Annotated in this window: 26 protein-coding genes and 1 pseudogene; 17 read left to right on the top strand and 10 right to left on the bottom strand. The window is 65.1% G+C overall.

Annotated features, from left to right (window positions below; all coding sequences use genetic code 11):
- The first annotated feature begins 2 nt into the window (after positions 1–2).
- From AB4Z32_RS00135 to AB4Z32_RS00125, 3 genes are all read left to right on the top strand, one after another.
- Positions 3–1,247, top strand: a complete 1,245-nt coding sequence (locus AB4Z32_RS00135) for a type II secretion system F family protein (protein WP_441933200.1) — start codon at positions 3–5, stop codon at positions 1,245–1,247.
- A 2-nt stretch (positions 1,248–1,249) separates the two neighbouring features.
- Complete coding sequence (locus AB4Z32_RS00130) at positions 1,250–1,723, top strand: type II secretion system protein (RefSeq protein WP_441933198.1); 474 nt, start codon at positions 1,250–1,252, stop codon at positions 1,721–1,723.
- Between the two features lie 63 nt (positions 1,724–1,786).
- On the top strand, positions 1,787–2,326 hold the full coding sequence (locus AB4Z32_RS00125) for a type II secretion system protein (RefSeq protein WP_441933196.1): 540 nt from the start codon (positions 1,787–1,789) through the stop codon (positions 2,324–2,326).
- 51 nt (positions 2,327–2,377) lie between these two features.
- Here the strand turns inward: AB4Z32_RS00125 and AB4Z32_RS00120 are convergent, their stop codons facing one another.
- The 5 genes from AB4Z32_RS00120 to AB4Z32_RS00100 are packed head-to-tail and all read right to left on the bottom strand — an operon-like array spanning position 2,378 to position 7,781.
- Complete coding sequence (locus AB4Z32_RS00120; RefSeq protein ID WP_441933194.1) at positions 2,378–2,866, bottom strand: MSHA biogenesis protein MshP; 489 nt, start codon at positions 2,864–2,866, stop codon at positions 2,378–2,380.
- Positions 2,863–3,753, bottom strand: coding sequence for a type II secretion system protein (locus AB4Z32_RS00115; RefSeq protein WP_441933192.1), 891 nt, complete (start codon positions 3,751–3,753; stop codon positions 2,863–2,865). The genes AB4Z32_RS00120 and AB4Z32_RS00115 overlap by 4 nt, the downstream gene beginning before the upstream one ends.
- Positions 3,750–4,250: a prepilin-type N-terminal cleavage/methylation domain-containing protein gene (locus tag AB4Z32_RS00110; protein WP_441933190.1), complete on the bottom strand. Its 501-nt coding sequence runs from the start codon at positions 4,248–4,250 to the stop codon at positions 3,750–3,752. Before AB4Z32_RS00110 ends, AB4Z32_RS00115 begins: the two co-directional genes overlap by 4 nt.
- Entirely contained in the window at positions 4,240–4,722 is a 483-nt protein-coding gene (locus AB4Z32_RS00105) for a pilus assembly FimT family protein (protein WP_441933189.1), read from the bottom strand. Before AB4Z32_RS00105 ends, AB4Z32_RS00110 begins: the two co-directional genes overlap by 11 nt.
- The gene (locus AB4Z32_RS00100) at positions 4,719–7,781 is read right to left on the bottom strand and encodes a DUF6701 domain-containing protein (protein ID WP_441933187.1); all 3,063 of its coding nucleotides are present in this window, start codon (positions 7,779–7,781) and stop codon (positions 4,719–4,721) included. The genes AB4Z32_RS00105 and AB4Z32_RS00100 overlap by 4 nt, the downstream gene beginning before the upstream one ends.
- 307 nt (positions 7,782–8,088) lie before the next feature.
- Between AB4Z32_RS00100 and pilM the strand changes: the two genes are divergently transcribed.
- The 7 genes from pilM to AB4Z32_RS00065 are packed head-to-tail and all read left to right on the top strand — an operon-like array spanning position 8,089 to position 14,714.
- Positions 8,089–8,982: a type IV pilus biogenesis protein PilM gene (gene pilM, locus AB4Z32_RS00095; RefSeq protein ID WP_441933186.1), complete on the top strand. Its 894-nt coding sequence runs from the start codon at positions 8,089–8,091 to the stop codon at positions 8,980–8,982.
- Positions 8,979–9,635, top strand: coding sequence for a PilN domain-containing protein (locus AB4Z32_RS00090; protein ID WP_441933184.1), 657 nt, complete (start codon positions 8,979–8,981; stop codon positions 9,633–9,635). Before pilM ends, AB4Z32_RS00090 begins: the two co-directional genes overlap by 4 nt.
- Positions 9,632–10,321, top strand: coding sequence for a hypothetical protein (locus AB4Z32_RS00085; RefSeq protein ID WP_441933182.1), 690 nt, complete (start codon positions 9,632–9,634; stop codon positions 10,319–10,321). The genes AB4Z32_RS00090 and AB4Z32_RS00085 overlap by 4 nt, the downstream gene beginning before the upstream one ends.
- 8 nt (positions 10,322–10,329) lie before the next feature.
- Entirely contained in the window at positions 10,330–10,773 is a 444-nt protein-coding gene (locus AB4Z32_RS00080; RefSeq protein WP_441933180.1) for a hypothetical protein, read from the top strand.
- Positions 10,770–12,557 (top strand): pilus (MSHA type) biogenesis protein MshL, encoded by a 1,788-nt coding sequence (gene mshL, locus AB4Z32_RS00075; protein ID WP_441933179.1) that lies wholly within the window; start codon positions 10,770–10,772, stop codon positions 12,555–12,557. The genes AB4Z32_RS00080 and mshL overlap by 4 nt, the downstream gene beginning before the upstream one ends.
- Positions 12,557–13,465, top strand: a complete 909-nt coding sequence (locus tag AB4Z32_RS00070) for an ExeA family protein (RefSeq protein ID WP_441933177.1) — start codon at positions 12,557–12,559, stop codon at positions 13,463–13,465. Before mshL ends, AB4Z32_RS00070 begins: the two co-directional genes overlap by 1 nt.
- 10 nt (positions 13,466–13,475) lie before the next feature.
- Complete coding sequence (locus AB4Z32_RS00065) at positions 13,476–14,714, top strand: tetratricopeptide repeat protein (protein WP_441933175.1); 1,239 nt, start codon at positions 13,476–13,478, stop codon at positions 14,712–14,714.
- 163 nt (positions 14,715–14,877) lie between these two features.
- Here AB4Z32_RS00065 and AB4Z32_RS00060 read toward each other — a convergent pair whose 3' ends face one another.
- Together AB4Z32_RS00060 and AB4Z32_RS00055 are read right to left on the bottom strand one after the other, a co-directional pair.
- Positions 14,878–16,035, bottom strand: coding sequence for a pyridoxal phosphate-dependent aminotransferase (locus tag AB4Z32_RS00060; protein ID WP_441933173.1), 1,158 nt, complete (start codon positions 16,033–16,035; stop codon positions 14,878–14,880).
- 8 nt (positions 16,036–16,043) lie between these two features.
- A complete protein-coding gene (locus AB4Z32_RS00055; RefSeq protein WP_441933171.1) occupies positions 16,044–16,490 on the bottom strand; it encodes a putative toxin-antitoxin system toxin component, PIN family in 447 nt (148 codons plus the stop codon).
- 36 nt (positions 16,491–16,526) lie between these two features.
- Between AB4Z32_RS00055 and yaaA the strand changes: the two genes are divergently transcribed.
- Positions 16,527–17,294, top strand: coding sequence for a peroxide stress protein YaaA (gene yaaA / locus AB4Z32_RS00050; protein ID WP_441933169.1), 768 nt, complete (start codon positions 16,527–16,529; stop codon positions 17,292–17,294).
- Positions 17,295–17,475: 181 nt separating this feature from the next.
- On the opposite strand, the gene AB4Z32_RS00045 is transcribed toward yaaA, so the two are convergent.
- Positions 17,476–18,315 carry an outer membrane protein assembly factor BamD gene (locus AB4Z32_RS00045; RefSeq protein ID WP_441933168.1) on the bottom strand — a complete coding sequence of 280 codons (840 nt, stop codon included), beginning with the start codon at positions 18,313–18,315 and terminating at the stop codon, positions 17,476–17,478.
- A gap of 98 nt (positions 18,316–18,413) precedes the next feature.
- On the opposite strand from AB4Z32_RS00045, the gene AB4Z32_RS00040 reads away from it, so the two are divergent.
- The gene (locus AB4Z32_RS00040; protein ID WP_441933166.1) at positions 18,414–19,430 is read left to right on the top strand and encodes an RluA family pseudouridine synthase; all 1,017 of its coding nucleotides are present in this window, start codon (positions 18,414–18,416) and stop codon (positions 19,428–19,430) included.
- Positions 19,430–20,218, top strand: a complete 789-nt coding sequence (pgeF, locus tag AB4Z32_RS00035; protein WP_441933165.1) for a peptidoglycan editing factor PgeF — start codon at positions 19,430–19,432, stop codon at positions 20,216–20,218. The genes AB4Z32_RS00040 and pgeF overlap by 1 nt, the downstream gene beginning before the upstream one ends.
- On the opposite strand, the gene AB4Z32_RS00030 is transcribed toward pgeF, so the two are convergent.
- Complete coding sequence (locus AB4Z32_RS00030) at positions 20,211–20,417, bottom strand: hypothetical protein (protein ID WP_441933163.1); 207 nt, start codon at positions 20,415–20,417, stop codon at positions 20,211–20,213. The genes pgeF and AB4Z32_RS00030 overlap by 8 nt on opposite strands.
- Before the next feature lie 55 nt (positions 20,418–20,472).
- Between AB4Z32_RS00030 and phaC the strand changes: the two genes are divergently transcribed.
- From phaC to AB4Z32_RS00010, 4 genes are all read left to right on the top strand, one after another.
- Positions 20,473–22,230: a class I poly(R)-hydroxyalkanoic acid synthase gene (gene phaC, locus AB4Z32_RS00025; RefSeq protein WP_441933162.1), complete on the top strand. Its 1,758-nt coding sequence runs from the start codon at positions 20,473–20,475 to the stop codon at positions 22,228–22,230.
- A 184-nt stretch (positions 22,231–22,414) separates the two neighbouring features.
- On the top strand, positions 22,415–22,972 hold the full coding sequence (phaR, locus tag AB4Z32_RS00020; protein ID WP_441933161.1) for a polyhydroxyalkanoate synthesis repressor PhaR: 558 nt from the start codon (positions 22,415–22,417) through the stop codon (positions 22,970–22,972).
- A gap of 179 nt (positions 22,973–23,151) precedes the next feature.
- A complete protein-coding gene (gene rimO, locus AB4Z32_RS00015) occupies positions 23,152–24,609 on the top strand; it encodes a 30S ribosomal protein S12 methylthiotransferase RimO (RefSeq protein ID WP_441933160.1) in 1,458 nt (485 codons plus the stop codon).
- Between the two features lie 165 nt (positions 24,610–24,774).
- Positions 24,775–25,938, top strand: coding sequence for a cystathionine beta-lyase (locus AB4Z32_RS00010; RefSeq protein ID WP_441933158.1), 1,164 nt, complete (start codon positions 24,775–24,777; stop codon positions 25,936–25,938).
- A 41-nt stretch (positions 25,939–25,979) separates the two neighbouring features.
- Here AB4Z32_RS00010 and AB4Z32_RS00005 read toward each other — a convergent pair.
- Positions 25,980–26,125, bottom strand: a pseudogene (locus AB4Z32_RS00005) (electron transfer flavoprotein subunit alpha/FixB family protein); the annotation flags it as partial.

The following is a 26,125-nucleotide window of genomic DNA, read 5'->3' as shown; positions in this document are numbered from 1 at the left end:
GCGTGCCGTTCTTTGCCTACAAAGGCCGCAACGGAAGCGGCGAACTGGTGGCTGGCGTGCTCGAGGGCCTGGACGCCGGCGCGGTCGCCGACCAGTTGTTCGGCGGCGGCGTGACCCCGATCGAGATCAGCCCGACCACGCGCAAGTCGGCCTCCGTGTCCGGCGGCGAAGAGGACGGCCTGTGGGCGCGCCTGACGCGCAAGAAGGTGACCTCGCTCGACGTCCAGCTGTTCAGCCGCCAGATCTATACGCTGCTGAAGTCGGGCGTGCCGATCATGCGCGGGCTGGGCGGACTGCAGGAGTCGGCCGTCAACAAGAGCTTTGCGGTCGTGATCCGCGACCTGCGCGAATCGCTCGACGCCGGCCGCGAACTGTCGACCGCGATGCGTCGCCACCCCGAGTGCTTCTCGCCCTTCTACCTGGCGATGGTGCGCGTCGGCGAGATGACAGGGCGACTGGAGGAAGTCTTCCTGCGCCTGTTCGATCACCTGGAGTTCGACCGCGACATGCGCGAGCGCGTGAAGACGGCGCTGCGCTATCCGAGCTTCGTGATCATTGCGATGGCGGTAGCGATGATTGTCGTGAACCTGTTCGTGATTCCGCAGTTCGAGAAGGTCTTCAACAGCTTCCACGCCGAGCTGCCGCTGATGACGCGGATCCTGATCGGCTTTTCGCGTTTCACGGTGGCGTGGTGGCCGGCATTTGGCGTCGCCGCCGCAGGCATGTTCTTCGGCTTTCGCGCCTGGACCCGCAGCGGCGCCGGCAGGCTGGCCTGGGACCGCTACAAACTCCGCCTGCCGATCGCCGGCAAGATCGTCCACAAGGCGACCATGGCGCGCTTCGCCCGCAGCTTCGCGCTGTCGATCCGCAGCGGCGTGCCGATCGTGCAGGCGCTGACGGTGGTGTCGCAGACCGCCGACAACGCCTACCTGGCGATGCGCATCGAGCAGATGCGCGACGGCGTCGAACGCGGCGAGAGCATCCTGCGCACCGCCACCAATGCGCAGGTGTTCACGCCGATCGTGCTGCAGATGATCGCCGTCGGCGAGGAATCCGGCTCGCTCGACGACCTGATGGACGAAATCGCGATGATGTACGAACGCGAAGTCGATTACGAACTGAAGACCCTGTCGAGCCAGATCGAGCCGATCCTGATCACCTTCCTCGGCGTGATGGTGCTGGTGCTGGCGCTGGGTATCTTCCTGCCGATCTGGGACCTGGGCAAAGCTGCCCTGCACAACAAATGAAGATGGGATTCCGACATAAAGCCCAGCGCGGTTTCACGCTGCTGGAATTCGCCGCCGTGCTGGTGGTATCGAGCATCGTCAGCGCCGTCGCGCTGGACCGCTTCGAGTTCTACCGCGAGCAGGCCGAGATCACGGCGGCGCGCCAGGTCGTGGCCGCGCTGCGCACCTCGCTGCAGGTGCGCAGCAGCCAGCTGATGTCCAGCGGCCGCGACCTGGACCTGCAGCGCCTGGCAGCCGACAATCCGATCAAGCTGCTGGCCTGGAAACCTGCTAATTACCTGGGCGAATACTATGCGCCCGACCCCAAGGAGATCGGCGCTGCGGGCTGGGTGTTTGACCCGCGCGACAGAACCCTTGTGTATTTACCCAAAAACACTGAAAGTTTTTCCTTCAGCACATCGAAATTGCTCAGATTCAAGGTAGAATTTCTGCGCACAAGCAAGAAAAGCCTGGCCCTGAATCAAGTCAGCGGATAGGCGGTCTTAAACCACCACAAGCGGCGTCGAAACCGCAAAACCTCACTTCATTCGGAGAGTTTGATGAACAAGAATATCAAGGTCCAGGCGCAGGGCGGTTTCACTCTGATCGAACTGATCGTCGTGATCGTTATCCTGGGCATTCTGGCGGCGACTGCGCTGCCGAAGTTTGCCAACCTTAGCGGCGATGCTCGCCTGGCCAGCGTTAACGCGGCCAAGGGTGCGATATCTTCCGCGGCCGCCATCGTCCATGGCAAGATCCTGGTCAACCCTGGCGTGGTGTCGACCGCTGCGACACCAAACACGGTGCCGGTCGAGGGCGTGAATATCGAAGTGGCGAATGGCTACCCGATGGGAACGACTGGCGGCATCCTCGCCGCAGCCGGCATCTCGACCAACGATTACACTGCGTACAGCGCTACCGAAAACGCCAGCGTCACGGTGAAGCCGGCCACCACCGGCAGCCAGATCGCCCTGGTGCCGAAGAGCCTGGCCGGCAACGCCAACGCGACCAAATGCTACGTGCTGTACACCCCTCCGGCCACCGCGACAGCCGCGCCGACCGTCACCGTGGGCACGACCATCGCAAGCGACTGCGAATAATCTTCGTTCCGGGATCGGCGCTTGCCGATCCCGTCCTCCTGGCCCGATCCCCTAGTAACAATCCCCGCCAGTCGGCGTCATGCACACCGTCGCCACCCGCCGCCGCTCGGTATAGTCCACCTGCGCACTACTGCCATTGTCAGGGCACGACCCCGAGCTGCCGTTGCAGGCCACCGCCTCGACCTGGTACAGGTTCTTGACTACCACGTCGCCGCTGACCGGATCCTGCCCCTCATTGTAGCTCGTAGGCTTGCAGCGCACGGTGACCAAAAAGCCGCTGTCCTTCTGGAAGTCGTTCAAGTCCTCCTTTGCCGCGCAGCCCTGCGCGTTATTCATTTTCAGCTGGTAGAACGCCCATTCGAGACCGGCCCGCGCCGCCTGGCTGGCGCGCGCACCGAGCGCCGCGCCGGTGGCGGCATTCGCCTGGCTCGTGTTCAGGCGCACGATGGCGGTCGCCATACCGGCCATCAGCACCAGCAGGATGACGGCGGCGATGTAGGCGAAACCGCCCTGTGTTCGCAACATCGGCGGACGTTTCACGGCATGTTCTCCACTTGCGAGCCGACCGTGAGCGTGACGGTTTCGCCGTTGTCGGTGAGTGTCAGTTGCAGCTGCGCGAAGCCGCTCTGCGCGGTCGCGCCCTGGCTGGGGTCGTAGGCGAAGTTGCAGTTGCCGACCTTGGTGCTGACGATTGAGCTTTTGCCGCCAGGGTAGATCGCGTCGCTGCCGGTGGTGACCGGGCAGCTCTGGGTGCCGCTGAAGCCATAGCCGACGATGCGGGTCAGGGTGCGGCTGCCATCCTGTGCCGGTGCGCTGCACATATAGGTGACTGCCTGCAGGGTATTCGGCACGATGTAGAAGCGGCCGCCCTCATACCCATAAGGGAACTGCTTCGCTGCCTGCAGTGTGATGCGGGACGTCCCGAGCTTGGCGGGCGGGGTGGTGACGGATTCGACCTGGCCTCGGCTGACGCCCGTATAGACGTCGGCAGTGTTCTGGTTGCCGATCACGACCCAATCGCCTTGCACCGGCGTGGTGGTAAAGAGCGTGAGCACGTCGAAGGCCACGGATGGCTGGGTCAGGTCGAGCCACTTCGACGGGTTCCCCGGATTGTCCTGGTCCCACTGCGTATCGGCGGCCGTGCGGAAGCGGCCGCCGTCGCTGCTCGGCACCATCTCCAGGCAGGATGCGCCGTTCGCGCTTTGTGCGGGCAACAGGCGCAGCGAGTTCGGCACCGCGGTGTGGATCTCGGCGACCATGCGCCGCAGGGCGGTGTCGGCCATGTGGGTCAGGTTGGCGCGCCGGCCTACCGCCAGGTAGTTCTGCAGGGCGGGGCCGAACTGCATCGCGAAGATGCCTGCGATGATGCCGGTCACCATGATCACGATGACCAGCTCGACGAGGGTGAAGCCGCGTTCCTTGTTCATGGGGGTGTGCGCCATCCGGTGAGGACGAAGGCGTCCTCGGGCTTGGCGTCCATCTTGTAGGTGACAGTGATCGTGATCTTCAGATTCGGTGTGTCCGCGCGCAGTTTCTGGATGTCGTCGGCCATGGGTACGCTGACGAGCACGTTGTACGACTCCAGGCCGGCGATCGGATTGTTCTTGGCGTCGCGGATGCCGGACAGGCCTTTTCCATAGTCGTTGAAATCCCGTACATCGACGAACGTGTCGCGCACGTTGGGAGTAGGAAAAGTGGTGTTCAATGCGTAAGGCCTGAGCAGGATTTCGCCCATCAGGCTCTCCGCGATCGCCACCTTCTGCTGCAGGATCAGCGGGTCGGCGCTGGCGCGGTTGCCGGTGCTGAAGGCCGCCACCAGCCCGCCCAGAGCGGCGGCGATGATGACCATGGCGATGATCAGCTCGACCAGGGTGACCCCGGCGCTGCGCCGGCGCATCCGCACCCGAGCGCGGTTATTCGACATAGCCGGTGCCTCCCGCGAGCGTGATGACGCGCTGGGGCGAGCCTTGCGCGGAAATCGTGATCTGCGCGGTGTCGATCAGGGTCTTGCCGTCGACGTCAGAGCTGATGTCGCCGTTCGGCTGGAAGTACAGATTGCCGCTCAAACCGCTGGCCAGCACGTCCGGATCCGAGGTCGAGAAATCGCTGTCCGGCGCATTCGCCAGCAGGTTCGCGCAGGCCGGCGCCGATTTCGCCGGGTTCTCCACGGCGATGCGCAGGGTCAGCGCCTTGGGGCCCAGGCTGGCGCAGACAAGGCGGCGATGCGCGCGCGCCGAGGTCGCCGCCAGCCGCAGGCCGCTGACGAGCTGGTCGCCGAACACCTGGGCGCCGCGCTCGCCGCTGTTGATCAAGCGCGGCACGGCGACCGCCGCCATGATGCCCAGCAGGACCATGATGACGATCAGCTCGACCATCGTGAAGCCGCGCTCCCTCAATTGAACACCTCGCGCGTGTGGATCAGGCGCTTGGCCTCGGGCGTGTAGATGCCGAAGGTGGCGCGCGCGGCCGGGTCTGCGGCCGGTGCCGCCGAAGGTGCGCAGATGCCGTTCGGGCCGCGCAGCCAGGGCATCTTCGCGCCGGTGCTGGCGGGACGCGGGGCGGGCAGGCAGGATGTGTCCGTGGTGGCGGTGCCGAGGTTGATGGCGACGGTCGCGGTGCCGGTGCCGCCGGTGGGGTGCAGGCTCAAGCTGCCCAAACCCTTTGTCATGCTGATGACCTGGCGGTTCTGGTCGATGCCGGCCGGGGTCAAGGCGGGCGGCAGAAGCGGCGAGGCGGGCTGGATCGCGATGGCCGAGGTGGGAATCGGATGGAGGTCGTCCCCATCGCTGGTGTTCTGGATCCAGCTGCCGCCGGTCCAGTACTGCAGGGTGACCGGCAGGGCCAGGTCGCCCTTGGCGTTGCCGAAGCGGCTGGCGATGGTGACGCGGCCGCTGCGGGCTTCATAGACGTCTTCGCCGCCGGCGGGGGCATCTTTCGAGCTGACGCCGCCGGCTGCCGTTTCCGTCGCGCGCAGGCGGATCTTCAATGGCAGGCTCGGCGAGTTCGCGAAGGTGAACACCAGCGGCGTGGACGACGTCGCGGGCAGGGTGGCGACTCCGCTGACGAAGGCGCTGGCCGGCAGCGGCGCTGCGCTTGAGCTGCCGAGCCCGGACAGCGTGCCGGGATTGGGGAAAGGCGGCGTGGTGTTGGAGCTGGCGGGAATGGGCGTGCTGCCGGTGGCATCGTAGGCGGTCAAGAGCAGCGGTTTGCTGTAGCCGAAGCCGCTGTCGTAAAGCGTCGTGACATTGCCCAGCGCGCTCATGGCAGTGACGGTGACGTCGACCGGCTCGCCGGAATAGTAGAAATTCCTGCCAGTGGCGACCCGGCTTTCCTTGACCTTGAAATAGGCCGGCATCGAGAGGATCGCGCCGCAGCCGCTGGCGGCGCCGAGGCTGGTCTGGACCGCGGCCGGACGGGGCTTGGCGCCGCCGAGGTACTTGGCGCTGGTTTGCTCGGCCTTGATGTTGAAGGCGCCGGCTTCCGTATAGGTGAACTGACCCCAGAAGCCGGTTCCGGTCATTTTGCTGTCCACGAGGCTCAGCTGGCCCAGATCCGTCGCATTCAGCTTGCAGCCGACCGTGTCGAGTGCGCCCATGCTGAAGTTTACGGTCTCGGGGGTGGCTTCCAGACCAAAATTGGGGGTTGTGACGCCTTCCGCGTTGAGAGGAGTAACGGTAACATCGAAGGCCTTGCCCGCGATCGTCGGCGACGTGGTTTTCAGGCTGAACGAATATGGCGCGACGATGACATTGCCGCTGGCGTCCTTCGCGCTATTGTCCGAGGTCGAGGCGGCGATGCCGAGCTTGCCGACGTCGGCATAGTACATCCAGAAGGTCGCGCTGCCGTTGTTATCGAAGGTGATCGGGAAACCGCGGGCGCTGCCGGTGCAGGTACTGGTACTTGCGCCGGCGGCGCTCAGGGTCTGGAACGACGGGTCGTTGCTTGCCACGTTGGCGAGGCTGCTCACCTTGACCGGCAGGCTGCCCTTACCCGGATTGCCGTAGGCGCAGCTCAGCTGTATTGTTTTCTGCTGGCCGACCAAGGCAGGCACGCAGGATTTCGTCTTCGGGTCGGAGACGGTGGCTGTCAGGGTGAACGGCGTGACGGTTGCCGAATACTGGTCCTGCAAGGTCAGGCCGAGCCCGATGGTGCCATCGAAATTCATGCTGCAGGACGCGCTGCCGTTCGACGTGCTGCTGCACTGGAGGGCATTGGCGGCCGCTACGCTGGCCCCACCGAGCGCCAGCGTCGCCGTACCCGGAACGGACTGACTGACGGTCGCGTTGATGCTGACCCCGCTCGAGCCGATGGCGAAGCTCTTGCCCCCCGGCTGCAAGGTGACGCTGACGCCACCGGTATAGAGGCTCGTACATGCCGAATCGGCGCAGGCCTTGACCGTCACCGGCTCCGGCGTGCAGGCGCTGGCGCTGCCGTCGTGCACGATCAGGAAGTGGTCGATGGGCGTGGCGGATGGCGCAACCGCGCAATGCGGCCCCTGGTCCGTGTTGACCGGGAAGCCGCTGTTGTTGGTGACGCAGTCGCATTGGCCGTTGGTCGTGCCACCCGTGCAATAGATCATCTTGGTGACGCGGCCGGCCCAGTTCAGGGTTGCACGGTCGACCGTGGCGTTGCCGTTGATGATCGCGTTGGAACTGTCGAGTGTGAGGTTGCCGGCGCTGACGTCGCCGGTCACGTTGACCTTGTCGCCTAGCCGGAGCGAGGTCTTGGCGGTGATCTTGCCGTTGACCGCGCTTTGCGAAGCCAGCAAGGAGACCGTCGGGGCGACGATGTCGCCGGCAACCGAGCTGCCGGATGCGAGGGTAAAGCTGGTCCTGGCCGTGACGTTGCCCTTGATGACCACCGGCGAGTCGGTGTCGATGACGTTGCCGTTCACCGCGCCGTTGATCGTGCAGTGGGAGCCGATCGAGACGTTGCCGCTCGCGCTGACGCTGCCGGTAATGCTGGTCGTCGAGCCGGAACCGAGGTTCATGGTGACGGCGCTGATGTTGGCGGTTATCGACTGCGCCTGGTTGCCGATCGTGAAGGTTCCGCCACTGATGAGGTTGCCGCTGCTGATCGCCAGATTGCTCGGCTTGATATTGCCGATATTCAGGTTGCCGGTCACGTTCAGGGTTGCCGAGCCGCTCATCGCCAGGCTCTGGTTGTAGTCGAAGTTGACGCCGCTGCTGTTGACGACGACCGTGTAGCCATCGGCGATCGTCATCGTATCGGTGTTGGTGGTCAGCGGGAAGCCATTGCAGGTATAGGTTTTGCTGGAGAGAGAGCAATTTCCCGCAGCGCCACCGTTGAAGACGAGATCGGCTGCGGCAGCAGCCGTGCCCGCAAGGCAGCCGCTTACCAGGACGCACCAGGCGCACAGATGCGCCAGTGCCGCGGGTCCGCCCGTGCGCCCGCGCCTGAACATCGAGAAAAAGCTGTCCGCGAATCTCTTCAAACTATTTAATTAATGGCCAGAAACAATACACCCGCGAGTGTGCATGAGTTGGCCGCTAATCGCAAAATCATTTTTGCTGCCGCCGCACGTGGAGAAAGTGTCCGTCCACCATGAGGTGTACTTACAACAGGAAATCGTCAGTTCTGTGAAGAATGTTCGGAATATTTTTCCTTAGTGAAAAAATGGTATCGGCTTTTAACCACAGTTGAATATAATCAAGGACTAGCGAAACCACTCAAAAGTCACCATACCATTGCTCCGCATGCGTTTTTTTAGGAAAAAAAAGAAACAAGGCGCCTGGCTGGCAATGGTGTTGCAACGCGACGGCATCGTGGCGGCCAGCGTGCGCCGCGGCGACGGCAAACCGGCGGTGACCGTGGCCAGTCACTATCCGGGCCAGGCGAATGCCGACGTCCTCGAAAAGGCCGGCAAGGATTTGCATGCGCAGGATTACCGCTGCACCACGGTGCTGGGCGGCGGCGACTACCAGATCATGGCGGTCGAGGCGCCGAATGTGCCGCCCGACGAGCGCAAGGCCGCGATGCGCTTCCGCCTGAAGGACATCCTCGATTTCCCGGTCGCCGAAGCGACCTTCGACCTGGTCGAGATCCCGCTCGATCCGAATGCCGCCGTGCGTCCCCAGCAAAGCGTATTCGCGGTGGCGTCGCGCAACGGCACGATCAAGGCGCGCCAGGACCTGTTCCAGCAGGCCAAGGTCGAACTCGGCACCATCGACATTCCCGAAATGGCCCAGCGTAACCTGTCGACCATGCTCGAGACCGACGGCCGTGGCATCGCCATGTTGTCCTTCGGCGAGGATGGCGGCCTGCTGACCGTGTCTTGCCGCGGCGAGCTGTATCTGTCGCGCCGCATCGACGCCACCCTGGCCCAGCTGCTCGATACCGACCACGAACGCAAGCACCAGGCCTTCGACAAGATCACGCTCGAGCTGCAGCGTTCGCTCGACCACTTCGAACGCCAATTCTCCTTCATCGGCGTGGCCAGGCTCGTGCTGGCGCCGAGCGGCGCCCAGGGCCTGGAAGAATACCTGTCGAGTAATCTCTACACCCGCGTCGAAACCCTCGACCTGGGCATGCTGCTCGACCTCGCGTACGTTCCCGAGCTGCTCGGTGCGGCGGCCCAGCAGCGCTTCTTTGTTGCGATCGGCGCCGCGCTGCGCGAGGAAGGGGCGGCGGGATGAGCCAGCAGATCAACCTGTTCAATCCGGCCTTCCAGAGACAGACCACGCTGTTCTCGGCGCGCGCGATGGGTATCGCCGCCGGTGCGCTGGTGCTCGGCCTGGCCGCGATGGGGGCCTGGTCCGAGCTGTGCCTGGCTCAGCTGCAGGGCGAAGCGAACACCGTCGCGCGCCGCCTGGAAGTCGCGCAGAAGCGGCTGGCAAGCGTGTCGGCGGAATTCACGCCGCGCCACAGCGATCCGGCGCTGGCAGCCCAGATGGTCGAGGCCGAGCAGCAGCGCGCGGCGCTGCAGCATGTGGCCCAGGTGATCGAACGCGGCGAACTGGGGAATACCCAGGGCTACGCCGAATACTTCCGCGCGATGGCGCGCCAGAGCCGCGAGGGCCTGTGGCTGACCGCCGTCAGCGTCGGCGGCGCCGGTCGCGAGATCGGCGTGCAGGGCAGGGCGCTCGATCCGGCCATGGTGCCGGGCTTCCTGGGCCGCCTGCGCAACGAGCCTGTCCTGCAGGGCAAGGCCGTCGGCAGCATGCAGATCGGCGAAGCGCCGCCGCTCAAGCAGGCCGGCGCGGACGGCAAGGAAAGCAGCGTCCCCGCCCCCTATGTCGAATTCAGCCTGCAGTCGGCGGCGGCGGGCGACAAGGGAGACCGGCCATGAAGCAGCGCTGGTCCCGGCTTGCCGCGCGCATCGACGCGCTCAGCCAGCGTGAACGCCTGCTGGTGTTCGCCGCCGTGATGGCGGTGCTGGCCTTCCTCGGCCAGGCGGCGCTGCTCGCTCCCCTGCAGCGCAAGCAGGACCTGTTGAAGAACCAGATTTCACTGCAGCGCGCCAGCCTGGCCGAGACCGAGAGCGCGATCGGGCGCAAGGTCGCGGAAGCCGAGGCCGATCCGGACCAGGCGCTGCGCACCCGCCTGGCGGCGACACGCGCCGACACCGCGCGCATGAGCGAGCAGATGCGCGCCATGCAGAACGGTCTGGTGCCGCCCGAGCGCATCGCGCCGCTGCTGGAATCGATTTTGCGCGCCAACGGCCGCCTGAAGCTGGTGTCGATGCAGACCCTGCCGGTCGGCTCGCTGAACGAACTGGGCGCGGACCCGGCCGACAAGGCCGCTGCCGGCGCACCCATCGCGGCGAAGCAGCCGGACCTGCTGTTCCGTCATGGCGTCGAACTGACGGTACGCGGCAGCTATCTCGACATGGTCGATTACATGACGGCGCTCGAAGCGCTGCCCACCCAGCTGTTCTGGGGCAAGGCCCAGCTCCAGGTCGAGCAGTATCCGACCGTACGCCTGACCCTGACCCTGTACACCCTGAGCCTGGACCCGAAATGGATGAAGCTGTGAGGAAGAGCATGAAGCGAGCCACCCCCCTGTCCACGACCGCGGCCCTGGCGGCGCTGTTGGCGCTGGCCGGCGCTGCCGGCGCCGCCAATGCTGCCGCCGCCGCGATTCCGGAAGCGGCCCAGCGTCTGCCTGACCCGACCCGTCCGCCGGCCGCGGCGCTGCAGGCGCCTCCCGGTTCCGGTCCCGGCGCAGCGGCGGCCGACGTCCCGCCGCAGCTGCAGTCGGTGATGCTCGGCGCCGCCGGCGGTCATCGCATCGCCGTGATCGACGGCCAGGGCGTGCGCGTGGGCGACAGCGTCCGCGGCGCGCGCGTGGTCCGCATCGCCGACAGCGAGGTCGAGCTGCAGCGCGGCCGCGAACGCCAGGTGCTGCGCCTGTACGTGCAGGACAGCGCGGGCGGCATGACCCGCGTGTCGGCCGGCGCCGCGCACCGCAGCGGAGGACGACAATGAAGCAGCTGAACAAACCGTTCGCAGCCTTGCTGGCGGCAATGCTGGCGCTGGCCGGTTGCCAGACCCCGCCCGCCAACACGACCTTCGACGCCATCAAGAATGAAGTGGCGCGCGATGCCGCCAGACGCCCGGCGGCGCCGGCCGTCGACGATGCGGTCGCCAATGCCCTGCTGCCGCCTGCAGCCAGCCTCGCGACCCAGCTGCCGAAGGCGCGCCCTGCGCTGGAAGAGCGCTTCAATGTCTCTTTCAACAACGTTCCCGCCCAGCAGTTCTTCCGCTCGATCGTCGCCGGCACCCGCTACAACATCCTGGTGCATCCGGACGTCAGCGGCGCCATCTCCGTCAACCTGAAGGACGTGACCCTGGAGGAGACCCTGGACGCGGTGCGCGAAGTCTACGGCTACGACTACAAGATCGAGGGCACCCGCATCTCGGTCAAGCCGCTGACCATGCAGACCAAGATGTTCCGCGTGAACTACCTGGTCGGCAGCCGCCGCGGGGTGTCGAACCTGCGCGTGTCCTCGACCTCGGTGGCGAATGCCGTCAACAACCAGAACGGCAACGGCAACCAGAACAACGGCAGCAACCAGAACAACAACCAGAACCAGAACAACCCGAACAACCCCAACGGCCAGAACCAGAACCAGGTCGAGAGCACCGACGTCAGTACCACCTCGAACAACGACTTCTGGACCGACCTGAAGGCGGCCATCGAAGCCATCGTCGGCTCGAAGGAGGGCGGGCGCAGCATCGTCGTCAGTCCGCAGTCGGGCGTGGTGGTGATCCGCGCCATGCCGGACGAGTTGCGCAACGTCGACGCCTACCTGAAGGCGACCCAGCTGGCGGTCGACCGCCAGGTGATCCTGGAGGCGAAGATCCTTGAGGTCGAGCTGAACGACAGCTTCCAGAGCGGGGTGAACTGGGCGTCCTTCGCTTCGATCAGGAGCGGTCATGACAACCGCGTCTCGGGCGGCCTGGTGGCGCCGGGTTCAACCCTGACGCCGCTGCCCTTCAATGGCGGCCAGCCGGGCGTCATCAGCGATCCGAGCACCGGCCTGTCGGCCAGCACCGGCTTCTCGCTGTCGAATGCGGCCGGCGCCGCCGGCTCGATGTTCGGCCTGGCTGTCCAGACCAGCAATTTCGCGGCCCTGATCTCCTTCCTCGAGACCCAGGGCACGGTGCACGTGCTGTCGAGCCCTCGTGTGGCAGCGGTCAACAACCAGAAGGCGGTGCTGAAGATCGGTACCGACGAGTTCTACGTGACCGGCGTGAGCACCACCACCAACGCGAACGCGTCCGGCAATACCACCACCTCGCCGAACGTGACCCTGCAGGCCTTCTTCTCGGGTGTGGTGCTGGACGTGACCCCGCAGATCGACGACCGCGGCAACATCCTGCTGCACGTGCACCCGTCGGTGAGCCAGGTCTCGACCGTGAACAAGTCGGTGAGCCTGGGCACGGCCGGCAACCTGAACCTGCCGCTGGCGGCGTCGGCGACCTCGGAGCTGGACAGCATCGTGCGCGGCTCGAACGGCCAGGTGGTGGCGATCGGCGGCCTGATGCGCCAGTCCTCGACCGTCGACAATTCGCAGGTGCCGGTGGCCGGCAACGTGCCGGTGCTGGGCAACCTGTTTGGCGCCAAGAAGCGCGTCAACCAGAAGCGCGAACTGGTGGTGCTGATCAAGCCGACCATCGTCGAAGGCATCAACAACTGGAACGACGACCTGCTCGACACCGGCCGCCGCATCGAGCAGCTCGACCCGCGCACCCGAGGAATGCGGTAATGTACACGGCCCATTTCGGCCTGCGCGAGCCGCCCTTCGGGATCACGCCCGACACCAGCTTCTTCTTCGGCAGCCCGGGCTCGCAGGAAGCGCTGAACACCTTGCTGGTGGCGGCGCGCAACGGCGAAGGCTTCATCAAGATCACCGGTGAAGTCGGCACCGGCAAGACCCTCCTGTGCCGCAAGTTCATGGCGACCCTGGGCGACAGCTTCGTCACCGCCTACATTCCGAACCCCTACCTGGAGCCGCGCACCCTGATGCTGGCCCTGGCCGACGAGCTCGAGATCGCCCTCGACAAGGACGTCGACCAGCACCGTCTGCTGAAGTCCATCATGGACCGCCTGCTGGCGCTGGCCGGGCAGGGCAAGCGCGTGCTGCTCTGCCTCGACGAGGCCCAGGCGATCCCGGTCGAGAGCCTGGAAGCGCTGCGCCTGCTGACCAACCTCGAAACGGAAAAACGCAAGCTGCTGCAGATCGTGCTGTTCGGCCAGCCGGAGCTGAACCGCAAGCTGGAGCTGGAATCGATCCGCCAGCTGGCCCAGCGCATCACCTTCCACTACCACCTCGGGCCGCTGAGCCGCGACGACCTCGACTTCTACGTCGCCCACCGCCTGCGCGTGGCCGGCTTTGCTGGCGCCCGCCTGTTTTCCAGCGGCGCCATCGCCAGCCTGTACAAGGCCAGCGGCGGCGTGCCGCGCCTGGTCAACGTGCTGGCACATAAATCGCTGATGCTGTGCTACGGCGAGGGCGGCCACAGCATCTCGCGCGCCCACGTAAACGCAGCCGCGAAGGATACGCTGGCGACCAGCACCAAGGGAAAGGGCGGACGCCGCTTCCTGCCCTGGGCCGCCATCGGCGCCGTGCTGGCCGGTGCCGCCGCCACCGTCGGCTGGGCAATCACACGATGACGAGCCTGCGATGAGCCTGATTAACAAGATGCTCCAGGACCTCGACTCGCGCGGCACGCCGGGCGCCGAGTCCTTGCCATTCCAGATCCGGCCGGTGGCGCGCGAGCGTCAGCGGCTGGGCGAGCGCGTCGATGGCCGGACCCTCAGGCTGGCCGCCCTTGGTACCGGCGCGACCGTGCTCATCGCCCTGGCTTCGTGGTATGGATGGACGCAGGTCCAGGCGAATCGCAGCGGCGTGAAGCCGACTGTCGTGGCTGCGGTGCCGGCGCCGGAAACGCGTGTGACTTCGGTCCCGGTCGTGGCGCCGGTCGCCGGCGTGCCTGCGGCCGTGTCAGCAGCGCCGGCGCCCGCCGTGGCCGTGCGCCACGACGACAGGTTCGACGCAGCGCCGGCCGCCGGCGTGCATCCGAAGAGCGTGGACGGCTATGCGCCGGACAGCGACGAAGCCCGCGCCGCACGCCAGGCCATCATGGCGGAGCTGCAGGCACGCATGACGGCAGGCACGCCCAGCCCGCTGGCCCGTGCCCGCGCGGCCACCCACGAGGCGAAGCCGAAGGACAAAGCCAGGGCCAGGACGGAAGCCCGCCGGGAGGACAAGTCCCCGGCGCCGTCGCGCGCCGCCGAAAGCGCTGCCGACACCGCCAGGGACAAGCGCAGCGCCGGCCAGGGCCGCCAGGAATCGGGCGTCCAGCGCGCCGAGGGCGAATACCGTCACGCGCTCAACGCGCTGCAGGATGGACGGATGACGGAAGCCTTCGCCGCGCTGGAGCAGGCGCTGAAGCTGGATCCGAACCACGATGCGGCGCGCCAGACCCTGGTCGGCCTGCTGATCGAAGCCAGGCGCACCGACGAGGCGATCCGCCATCTGCAGGCCGGCCTGATCCTCGACCCGCGCCAGCCGGCACTGGCCATGCTGCTAGCGCGCCTGCAGATCGAACGTGGGGCTTCCGGCATCGACACCCTCACGCGTACCTTGCCCTATGCGGGCAATAACGCCGACTATCACGCCTTCCTGGCCGGCGCCCTGCAGCGCGAACAGCGCTACCGCGAGGCGGCCGAGCAGTACCAGGCCGCGCTGCGCACCGCGCCTGCCAATGGCGTGTGGTGGATGGGACTGGGGATGTCGCTGCAGGCCGACAAGCGCAATGCGGAGGCGCTGGAAGCCTTCCAGCGGGCGCGTGCGAGCGGCACTTTGTCGGCGGAATTGCAGGCGTTTGTGGAGCGGCGGCTGCAGCAGTTGGGACGTTAAGCGGCTTACCTGCAACATACTGGTAACGGTGCCCGCTGCCTTGAAACGTCGTCCCCGCGAAGGCGGGGATCCAAGTTCTGCTCGAGTTGTCGAAACGCATGCAAACTTGGGTTCCCGCTTTCGCGGGAACGACGTGCTCATGTCGCGCGAATGACGATGCTTCTTACACCTTCGCCAAGCGCTCCAACGCCACCTCCAAAGTCTCATCCTGCTTCGCAAAGCAGAACCGCACGATCCCCGACCCCTTGCCCTGGCTGTAGAACGCCGACACCGGAATCGCCGCCACCTTGATCTCGCGCGTCAGCCACTGCGCGAATTCCGATTCGCTCAGGTCGGAAATGCCGTCGTATTTCACGCACTGGAAATAGGTGCCGTCCGCCGGCAGCAGGGTGAAGCGGGTATTCGCCAGGCCTGCCCGGAACAGGTCGCGCTTCTTCTGGTAGAAGGCAGGCAGCTCCAGGTAGGGGCTGGGGTCGCGCATATAGGCGGCCAGGCCGTGCTGCATCGGCGTATTCACGGTGAAGACGTTGTACTGGTGGACCTTGCGGAACTCGGCCATGAGGCTGGCCGGTGCCGCCACGTAGCCGACCTTCCACCCGGTCACGTGATAGGTCTTGCCGAAGCTCGAGACGACCAAGGCGCGCTCCGCCAGCCTCGGATCGCGGCTGACCGACTCGTGCTGCTGGCCGTCGAAGACCATGTGTTCATAGACTTCGTCCGACAGGATCAGGATGTCGGTGCCGTCGACGATATCGGCGAGGGCGTCCAGGTCGCTCTTGCGCAGGATGGAGCCGGTCGGGTTGTGCGGGCTGTTGATGACGATCATCCGGGTACGCGGCGTCACCGCAGCGGCGATCTCGTCCCAGGGCACACTGTAGCCGCTGTGGCCTAGCCGCATCGACACCGTCACCGGCACGCCGCCGGCCAGCTGCACGGCCGGCAGGTAGCTGTCGTAGGCCGGTTCGATGATGATGACTTCCTCGCCCGGATGCACGGCGCACAGGATGGCGGTGGTCAGCGCCTGGGTGGCGCCGGCAGTGACGGTGATCTCGGTCACGGCATCATAGGCGTGGCCGTACAAGGCCTGTATTTTTGCGGCGATGGTTTCGCGCAGCAGCGGCACGCCGGACATCATCGGATACTGGTTCAGGCCGGCGCGCATGGCCTCGTCGACCAGGCCGAGCAGGCGCGGGTCGCAGCCGAAGTCGGGGAAGCCCTGGCCGAGGTTGACCGCGCCATGCTCGTTGGCGAGCGCGGACATCAGGGTGAAGACGGTGGTGCCGACGGCCGGCAGGCGCGATCGAAGTATGGGTGTAGACATGGCGTTTCTCACATATCAGGGGCGAGTTTGACCCAGGCGTCCGGGGTCATGATCCGGTACAGGCCTTCGCGCGCGGTCTTCTTGGCCAGCTTGAGCAAGGCCTTGTCCTTGGTGATCAGGATGGCGGCGTCGGCGTCGCGGGCGATCTCGAGGAATTTCTGGTCGTCGCGGTCGGTGCAGACGGGCAGGCGGATCGCGCGGCTGTCCGGCGCCACCACACGGATCAGGGCGTCGAAACGGGCGGCCGCGTCCGGGCGCGTGCTGTCGTCGAGCGGCAGGTGAGGGTAGTGCAGGACGTACAGGTATTCTTCGCGGCAATCGGCGCGGGTCACTGCCTGGACCGCGCCGCTCTCGAGCGCGGCCAGCAGGCCGGCCCAGCGCGGGTCGCGGAAGACGAAGAGGTCGAGGCAGACATTGGTATCGATGACGATGGGTTTGGCTGAAGCGGGTATCATGTCGGCAATTTTACTTGTTGTACGCATTTCTCACCCATGCTGATCGTTCTTTCGCCCGCCAAATCGCTCGACCTCGACACGCCGCCCACCACCGACCGCAGGACCACCCCGCAATTCATCGACCGCGCCGCGGAGCTGATCCGCGTGCTGAAGGCGTATTCGCCGGCCCAGGTCGGCGCCCTGATGAGCATCTCCGACCCGCTGGCCGTGCTGAACGTGACCCGTTACGCCAGCTGGCACCCCGACCACGTTGATGCGCGCCAGGCCGTGATGTCCTTCGACGGCGACGTCTACACCGGCCTGGACGCGCGCAGCCTCGACGCCAGGGCGCTGGACTACGTGCAGGACCACGTGCGCATCCTGTCCGGCCTGTACGGCGTGCTGCGTCCGCTCGACCAGATGCATCCCTACCGCCTGGAGATGGGCACCAGGCTGGCCAACCCGCGCGGGAAGGACCTGTACGCTTTCTGGGGCGAGACGGTGACGGGCGCGCTGAACGAGGCGCTGGCGGCGAACGGCGCCACCGCGCTGGTGAACCTGGCGTCGGAAGAGTACTTCAAGTCGGTCAAGCCCAAGCTCTTGAACGTGCCGCTGGTCGTTCCCGTGTTCGAGGACTGGAAGAACGGCAAGTACAAGATCATCTCCTTCTTCGCCAAGCGGGCGCGCGGGATGATGGCGCGTTATGCGGCTGAGCGTGGGATTACCGACCCGCAGGCATTGAAGGCCTTCGATGTCGATGGTTATGCGTTCGACGAGAGTGTGTCGACGGAGAAGGCGTGGGTGTTCAGGCGGCGGGTCGAATAAACCCCTGTTTTTCCCGCGAAAGCGGGGACCCATGCCGAGCGATCGAAGCTGCGATCTGACGAATGATCGCGAGAGTTCAGGTCGACCGATTTCTGTGCTTCAGTATGGGTTCCCGCCTTCGCGGGAACGACGTTTTGGAGCCGCCAAAAGAAAAACGCCTGCGATCAGCAGGCGTTTCAATTTACTGCACAGCATCCTTCGGCGCCGGTTGCGGCCCGGACTTGGCCCAGAACTTCCACCACGGCGCATCGCCGCTGCCCTTGCCGCCCAGGAAGTGGCTGTTCGGGTAGTTGGTCTGGAACACGCGCTGGGTGTCGTCGCGCAGGTCGAACATGCCCAGCTTGTCGTAGCTGCGGATCATGATGAACAGCGCTTCCTCGCGCGCCGGCGAGGTCGGGAAGTTGGTGACGGCTTCCTGGGCGCGGTTCAGCGAGGCCAGGTAGGCGCCGCGGCGGTAGTAGTAGTTCGCCACGTGGACTTCGTAGGAAGCCATCGCGTTGATCAGGTAGTTCATGCGCTGGATCGAGTCCGGCGCGTATTTGCTGTTCGGGAACTTGTCGACCAGTTCCTTGAAGGCGGCGAAGGCTTCGCGGGTCGCTTTCGGGTCGCGTTCGGTCGGATCCTGAGAATAGATGAAGCTCATGAAGCCGATCTGGTCGTTGAAGTTGATCAGACCGCGCAAGTAATACATATAGTCGACCTGCGGATGATTCGGGTGCAGCTTGATGAAGCGTTCCACCGCGGCCAGGGCCTCGGCCTGGTCCTGGGCTTTATAGTGCGCGTAGGCGATTTCCATCTGCGCCTGGGTCGCATAGGTACCGAACGGATAGTTGGTTTCCAGCTTTTCGAAGAGCTTGATGGCGGCTTCGTAGTGGGCGCCATCCATTTCTTCACGCGCGTCAGCGTATAATTTCGATGCTGACACGTTCTTGCTTTCGTCGGACTTTCCCGGCAACAAGCCGCAAGCTGACAAACTGAGCAGAGCACCCGTCACAACCAATACAGACAATTTTTTTTGCATAGCTTTTTGCAAGAAAGTTTTTACCGAGATACAACGAACGGCTGATTATAGCCGATGGGAACAACGTGATATTAAATGCTGCGCCGAATTCGGCGGAAATGCCTCTCGCCCCCGATTTGGACGACGACCTGGACGCCGAGTTCGCACCACAACCCGGCCTGGCGCCGAGTGGTGTCGACTTCTCGCCGATTACCCTGACCCTGGACCCGTCGCACTGCGGCCAGCGCCTCGACAAAGTCGTGGCCGGGCTGGTGCCGCAGTTCTCGCGCAGCCGCCTGCAGCAATGGTTCGACGAAGGCCACGTCACGGTCGACGGCAAGCCGGCCAAGGGCAAGGGCACCGCCTACGGCGACGAAACCGTGCTGGTCGTACCCCAGCCGGCGCCGGAAGACACGGCCTATACGCCGGAAGCGATGGAACTGAACATCGTCTATGAAGACGAGTCCATCCTCGTGATCAACAAGCCGGCCGGCCTGGTCGTGCACCCGGGTTCGGGCAACTGGTCGGGCACGCTCCTCAACGGCCTGCTGCATTATTGCCCGCAACTGGTCTCGGTGCCGCGCGCCGGCATCGTGCACCGCCTCGACAAGGATACCAGCGGCCTGATGGTGGTCGGCAAGACCCTCGAAGCCCAGACCGACCTGGTGCGCCAGCTGGCGGCCCGCACCGTCAAGCGCGAATACTTCGCCCTCGTGTGGGGCACGCCGCGCCTGTCCGGCACCATCGATTCGCCGATCAGCCGCCACCCGACCGAGCGCACCAAGATGGCGGTGTCGAATGCGCCGATGGCCAAGCCGGCCATCACGCACTACGAGCTGCTGGCGAAGGGCGAACTGGACCGCCGTCCGGTGAGCCTGGTGCAGTGCCGCCTCGAAACCGGCCGCACCCACCAGATCCGCGTGCACATGCAGTCGCTGGGCTACAGCCTCGTCGGCGACACCGTGTACGGCAAATCCCACCTGCTGTCCTTCTTCCACCGCCAGGCGCTGCAGGCGCGCCGCCTGGGCCTGACCCATCCGGCCACCGGCGAACACATGGAGTGGGTGGTGCCGCTCGCCGCCGATTTCGCGGAATTGCTGGAACGCGCCGGCATCGAAGAGCCGGAAGCGGCCTGATGCCGGGGCTGCATCCCGGGCACCTGGTCCGGCCGGACTGGCCGGACCTGCCTGCCAACATCGATGCGCTGGCGACCACCCGCCTGGGCGGCGTCAGCGCTGCGCCTTTCGATGACGGCAATGGCGGCGGCGGCCTCAACATCGGCCTACACGTGAAGGACGACCCCGACGCCGTCGCCGAAAACCGTGCGCGCCTGCAGGCCCTGCTGCCGGGACGCCCGGCCTGGATCGCGCAGGTCCACGGCGCCGAGGTGGTAGATGCCGCCACGGTCCAGCCCGGCGGACCGGTGCGCACCGGGGACGCCAGCATCGCGACGCAAGCGGGCGTGGTGTGCGCGATCCTGACTGCCGATTGCCTGCCGGTGCTGTTCGCCGACCTCGAAGGCAAGGTGGTGGGCGCGGCCCATGCCGGCTGGCGCGGGCTGGCCGGCGGCGTGCTCGGCGCCACCGTAGCCGCGATGCGCGCGCAAGGCGCGGGCGAGATCACGGCCTGGCTTGGTCCGGCCATCGGACCGGAAGCTTTCGAAGTCGGCCCAGACGTGCTGGATGCCTTCCGCGCCGCGCTGCCGGACGGTGGAGCAGAGGAGGGGTTCCGGCCTTATCCCGGACGCGAAGGCAAGCATCTGGCGAACATGCCGCTGCTGGCGCGCCGGCTGCTGGCGCGCGGCGGCGTGACCCGCGTGCACGGCGGCGACCGCTGTACCTTCACGGAACGCGATCGTTTCTATTCCTACCGGCGTGACGGTGCGGGCAGCGGGCGTCAAGCGAGTTTGATCTACATTAAGTAACGGGCGTATCGGGACGCTTAGAGTGTTGAGCTTCCCGCTTGCGCGCCCGGCCGCGCCGCCATGCTCCCGTCAGGTAGAAAACGAGAGATAATGGCAACACGCCGTAAAACAGGAAGGTCATGATGCCGGCAACCACGGAAGGCTCGGTGGCCGCCATCAGGGTCACGACATACATCCATCCGATGGCGACGATCCACATAAGACTTTCCTTTGTTGCACGCTCGAATACCCGATTCTAAACAATGGACGCCGATATGAATACGCCCGTAGCTACCGCGCAGCCTGGCGCTGCATGGATGTCGCAGTTTTCCGATCCCTCCGTTTGGCAATCCTGGATGAAGTTCGCCGACCCCTCGGCGTTTGGCGGCGGCATGGCCCAGCAGGCGGCGCCGGTGATGCGCATGCTGGGCGATTTCGGCGCCGGCTTGCCGCAGGCCAAACTCGAAGCCCTGCGCAACGACTACCTGCAGAAGGCGATCCGCCTGTGGCAGGATGTCATGAGCGGCAAGACGCCCGAGTTCAAGGACAAGCGCTTTTCGGCGCCCGAATGGACGGCGAACCCGGTGTCGTCCTTCAGCGCCGCGTCCTACCTCCTGAATGCCGAATTCCTGCTGGCGATGGCCGAGGCGGTCGAAGCCCCGCCGCGCGACAAGCACAAGATCCGTTTCGCCGTGCAGCAGATTGTCGACGCACTGTCGCCAGCCAATTTCCTGGCAACGAATCCGGAAGCCCAGCAGAAACTGATCGAGACCAAGGGCGAGAGCCTGACCAAGGGTCTGCAGAACATGCTGGCCGATATGCAGAAGGGCCGGATCTCGCAATCCGACGAGTCGGCGTTCGAGGTCGGCCGCAACGTCGGCGTCACGCCCGGCACCGTCGTATTCGAGAACGATCTGTTCCAGCTGATCCAGTACACCCCGGCAACCCCGACCGTGCACGAGGTGCCGCTGCTGATGGTGCCGCCCTGCATCAACAAGTTCTACATCCTCGACCTGCAGCCGGAAAATTCGCTGGTGCGCTATCTGGTGGAGCAGGGCAATACCGTATTCATGATGTCCTGGCGTAATCCGGACCAGGCTATGGGCAGCAAGACCTGGGACGACTTCGTCGACCAGGGCGCGGTCAAGGCCATCGAGGTCGGCTGCGAGATCTCCGGCAAGGAGAAAGTGAACGTGTTCGGCTTCTGCGTCGGCGGCACCATCGCCGCCAGCGCGCTGGCAGTCGAGGCGGCGCGCGGACGCCAGCCGGCGGCCAGCCTGTCTCTGTTCACGACCCTGCTCGACTTTGCCGACAACGGCGTGCTGGACGTCTTCGTCGATGAGACCCAGGTCGCGCTGCGCGAACAGCAGCTGGCGAAGGGGGGGCTGATGCCGGGACGCGACCTGGCGACGACCTTCTCCTCGCTGCGTCCGAACGACCTGGTGTGGAACTATGTGCAGCAGAACTACCTGAAAGGCAAGACCCCGCCGGCCTTCGACCTGCTGTACTGGAACGCCGACAGCACCAACCTGCCGGGCCCGATGTTCTGCTGGTACCTGCGGAATACCTATCTGGAGAACAAGCTAAAGGTGCCGGGCGCGCTGACGGTGGCCGGCGTCCAGGTCGACCTCGGCAAGATCGATTGCCCGGTCTTCGTCTACGGCTCGAAGGAAGACCACATCGTGCCCTGGGAAGCGGCGTTCGCCTCGATGAACCTGCTGAACCCGAAAAAGCCGAAGGCCAACCGCTTCGTGCTGGGCGCGTCCGGGCACATCGCCGGCGTGATCAACCCGGCCTCGAAAGGCAAACGCAGTCACTGGGTGAACCAGTCCAATGGTCGCAACCGCCCCAGGAGCGCTGCCGACTGGTTCGCCGGCGCGACGGAAGTGAAGGGCAGCTGGTGGGCGGAATGGGCGAAATTCCTGGCCGAGAACGGCGGCAAGGACGTCCCGCCGCCGGCCAAGCCGGGCAATGAACGCCACCAGCCGATCGAGCCGGCGCCCGGCCGCTACGTGAAGGCACGTGCCGACTGAGTTCTTGATAGACGGGCAACTTGCTTTAAAAATACGTGAGTTGCCTGTTGAATAATTGCTGCGCCTGCGATCGCAACGTGGTATTTTAGAGAATATCCTCTTGGAATCGGAGACGCCCGCGGCTCGGCTAGCCGGTCCGCGGACCGCATAACAGAGCGCCGCGGCGCAATATTTGGAACCTGAGATGAGCAGTGGAAAAAAGAGTAGCGAACGCCTGATCAAGAAGTACCCGAACCGCCGTCTGTACGACACCCAGACCAGCTCCTACATCACCCTGTCCGACGTCAAGCAGCTCGTGCTGGACGCCGACGAATTCACGGTGGTCGACGCCAAGACCAGCGAAGACCTGACCCGCAGCATCCTCCTGCAGATCATCCTGGAAGAAGAAGCACACGGCGCGCCGATGTTTTCGAGCGCCGTGCTGTCGCAGATCATCCGTTACTACGGCCATGCGATGCAGGGCATGATGGGCTCCTACCTGGAAAAGAATGTCCAGGCCTTCACCGACATCCAGAACAAGTTCGTCGGCTCGGCCGCCGGCGCCCTTGAGGGCAAACCCTTCTCGACCGAGATGTGGACCCAGTTCATGAACATCCAGGGCCCGATGATGCAGGGCATGATGAACAACTACATCGACCAGAGCAAGAACCTGTTCCTGCAGATGCAGGAGCAGATGCAGAGCCAGAGCAAGGCGATGTTCGGGACTTTCCCGTTTGGGGTGCCGACGGATACCAAGAAGTAACATCACAGCGCGAAGAGCCCGCGCCCTCAAATCCGTCGTCCCCGCCTTCGCGGGGACGACGGTGTGGCGTAGCGATCCCATGCCGCCACTCAGCAGGCCTTGAAATGACCCTTCGGTTTTCCTGATCCCCCGCTTCCTGTACAATCGCGGATTGCCCAGAATTTTCCGTCGCAATCCACATGCCTGAACTCCGCCGCAATCCGCTTTCCGCCACCCAAGATTCCGCAGCCGCCGCCGCCGAGGCCCCGGCTTCGAACCCGGTCGTGATTCCTCCGGCCGCGCCCGGCGTTGCCGCGCCCAAGGTCGGCTTCGTCTCGCTCGGCTGCCCGAAGGCCCTGGTCGACTCCGAGCAGATCCTGACCCAGTTGCGCGCTGAAGGCTACGAGACCGCCAAGTCCTATGCCGGCGCCGACCTGGTGATCGTCAACACCTGCGGCTTCATCGACGCCGCCGTGCAGGAGTCGCTGGACGCCATCGGCGAAGCGCTGGCCGAGAACGGTAAAGTGATCGTCACCGGCTGCCTCGGCGCCAAGAAGGATGCGGCGGGCGACGACATCATCACCAAGGTGCACCCGAAGGTGCTGGCCGTGACCGGTCCGCACGCCGTCACCGAAGTGATGGAATCGGTCCACCGGCACCTGCCGAAGCCGCACGATCCCTTCATCGACCTGGTGCCGGACCACGGCGTCAAGCTGACCCCGAAGCACTACGCCTACCTCAAGATCTCGGAAGGCTGCAACCACCGCTGCAGCTTCTGCATCATCCCGTCGATGCGCGGCGACCTGGTCTCGCGTCCGATCCACGACGTGCTGCAGGAAGCCGAAAACCTGTTCAAGGCCGGCGTGAAGGAACTGCTGGTCATCTCGCAGGACACCAGCGCCTACGGCGTCGACGTGAAATTCCGCACCGGCTTCTGGAACGGCCGCCCGATCAAGACCCACATGACCCAGCTGGCCGAGGCCCTGGGCGAGATGGCGCAACAGTACGGCGCGTGGGTGCGCATGCATTACGTCTACCCCTACCCGCACGTCGACCAGGTGATCCCGCTGATGGGCGAGAACCTCGTGCCTTATCTGGACATTCCGCTGCAGCACGCGCATCCGGACGTCCTGAAGCGCATGAAGCGTCCGGCCAGCGGCGAAAAGAACCTGGACCGCATCCTGGCCTGGCGCAAGATGAATCCGGACCTGGTGATCCGCTCGACCTTCATTGCCGGCTTCCCGGGCGAGACGGAAGAGGAATTCGAATACCTGCTGGACTTCCTGCGCGAGGCGCAGATCGACCGCCTGGGCTGTTTCGCCTACTCGCCGGTCGAAGGCGCGACCGCCAACGAACTGGCGAATCCGGTGCCGGAAGCCGTGCGCGAAGAACGCCGTGCGCGCGTGATGCTGCTGCAGGAAGAGATCTCGCTGAAGCGCATGCAGGCCAAGGTCGGCAAGAAGATCCGCGTGCTGGTCGACGAAGTCGGACCGCGCGAAGCTTTGGGGCGCTCGGCTGCCGACGCGCCGGAAATCGACGGCGTGGTCCACATCAAGCGTGCGCTCCAGCCGGGCAAGGCCAAGCCGGCCGTCGGCGAGTTCATCGAGGTTGTGGTGACCAAGGCGGATGCGCATGATCTTTGGGCGACCGTCGCCTGATTGTTCGTGTCACTAGTACCCGCAACAGTTGAACGTCGTTCCCGCGCAGGCGGGAACCCATACTGAGCCGCAGGATTCGAATTGCTCGCGGTAGGGTAACCGGTTCGACGTTGGTGCTTCAGCATGGATCCCCGCCTGCGCGGGGATGACGATATGGTGTAGAAGATGAGCAAAAAATCCCTCCAAACCACCCTGGTCCACAGCGATTATCGCGCTCCCGAAGGCTTCGACGCCTTCCCCAGCGCCATCCACCACGCTTCGACGGTCCTGTTCAAGGACGTCGCCAGCATGCGCAGCGGCGACTGGAAGAACAAGAACGCCTACACCTACGGCCTGCACGGCACCCCGACCACCTTCAGGCTCGAAGCCCGCCTGGCCGAGATCGAAGGCGGCTCGCACTGCCTGCTGGCGCCGTCCGGCCTGGCCGCGATCTCGATGGTCGACCTGGCCCTGCTGAAGTCCGGTGACGACGTCCTGCTGCCCGAAAACGTCTACAACCCGAACCGCGAACTGGGACGCTGGCTGAGCGCCGACTTCGGCATCACGGCGCGCTACTACGATCCGCTGGTCGGCACCGGCATCGCGGATCTGATCCAGCCGAACACGAAGCTGATCTGGACCGAGGCGCCGGGTTCGGTGTCGATGGAAGTACCGGACCTGCGCGCGATTTGCGCAGTCGCGAAAGAGAAGGGCGTGCTGGTCGCGCTCGACAACACCTGGTCGGCCGGCCTGGGCCTGCGCGCATTCGACCTCGGCGTCGACATCGTCATGCAGGCGCTGACCAAGTACCAGTCGGGCGGCTCGGACGTGTTGATGGGCGCCGTGATCACCCGCGAGAAGGCGCTGATCGACCGCATCGCCCTGGCCCACATGCGCCTGGGGATGGGTGTCAGCGCCGACGATGCCTACCTGGTGATGCGCGGCCTGCCGACCATGAAGCTGCGCTTCGAAGCCCACGACGCGGCCGCGCGCAAAGTGGCGGCCTGGCTCAAGGCCCGGCCGGAAATCGCGAAGGTGTTGCACCCGGCTTTCGAGGATTGCCCCGGCCACGAATTCTTCCAGCGCGACTTCACCGGCGCCGGCGGCCTGTTCTCGGTACTGTTCGATGCACGCTATACGGAAGAGCAGACCGACCGCTTCGTCGATGCGCTGGAATTGTTCGGCATCGGCTACAGCTGGGGTGGGGCGAACAGCCTGGTGATGCCTTACCGGATCCAGGGTATGCGCCGGAATTGGGCGGATGCGGGAATTCTGGTTCGCTTCAATATCGGGTTGGAAGATACTGACGACCTGATTGCCGATATCGAGCGGGCGTTCGCGAAGCTCTAAGCCGTCATGCCGGGCATTGCCCGACCTGACGGTTTTAAAGCTTAGCCCAGTTCCTTGACCAGCGCCGGCACGACCTCGAACAGGTCGCCGACGATGCCGTAATCGGCCACCGAGAAGATCGGCGCTTCCGGATCCTTGTTGATGGCGACGATGGTCTTCGAGTCCTTCATGCCGGCCAGGTGCTGGA

The organism is Massilia sp. 2TAF26, from assembly GCF_052115005.1.
Taxonomy (GTDB): Bacteria; Pseudomonadota; Gammaproteobacteria; order Burkholderiales; family Burkholderiaceae_D; genus Telluria.
This window is presented reverse-complemented; position numbering and strand designations above follow the sequence as displayed.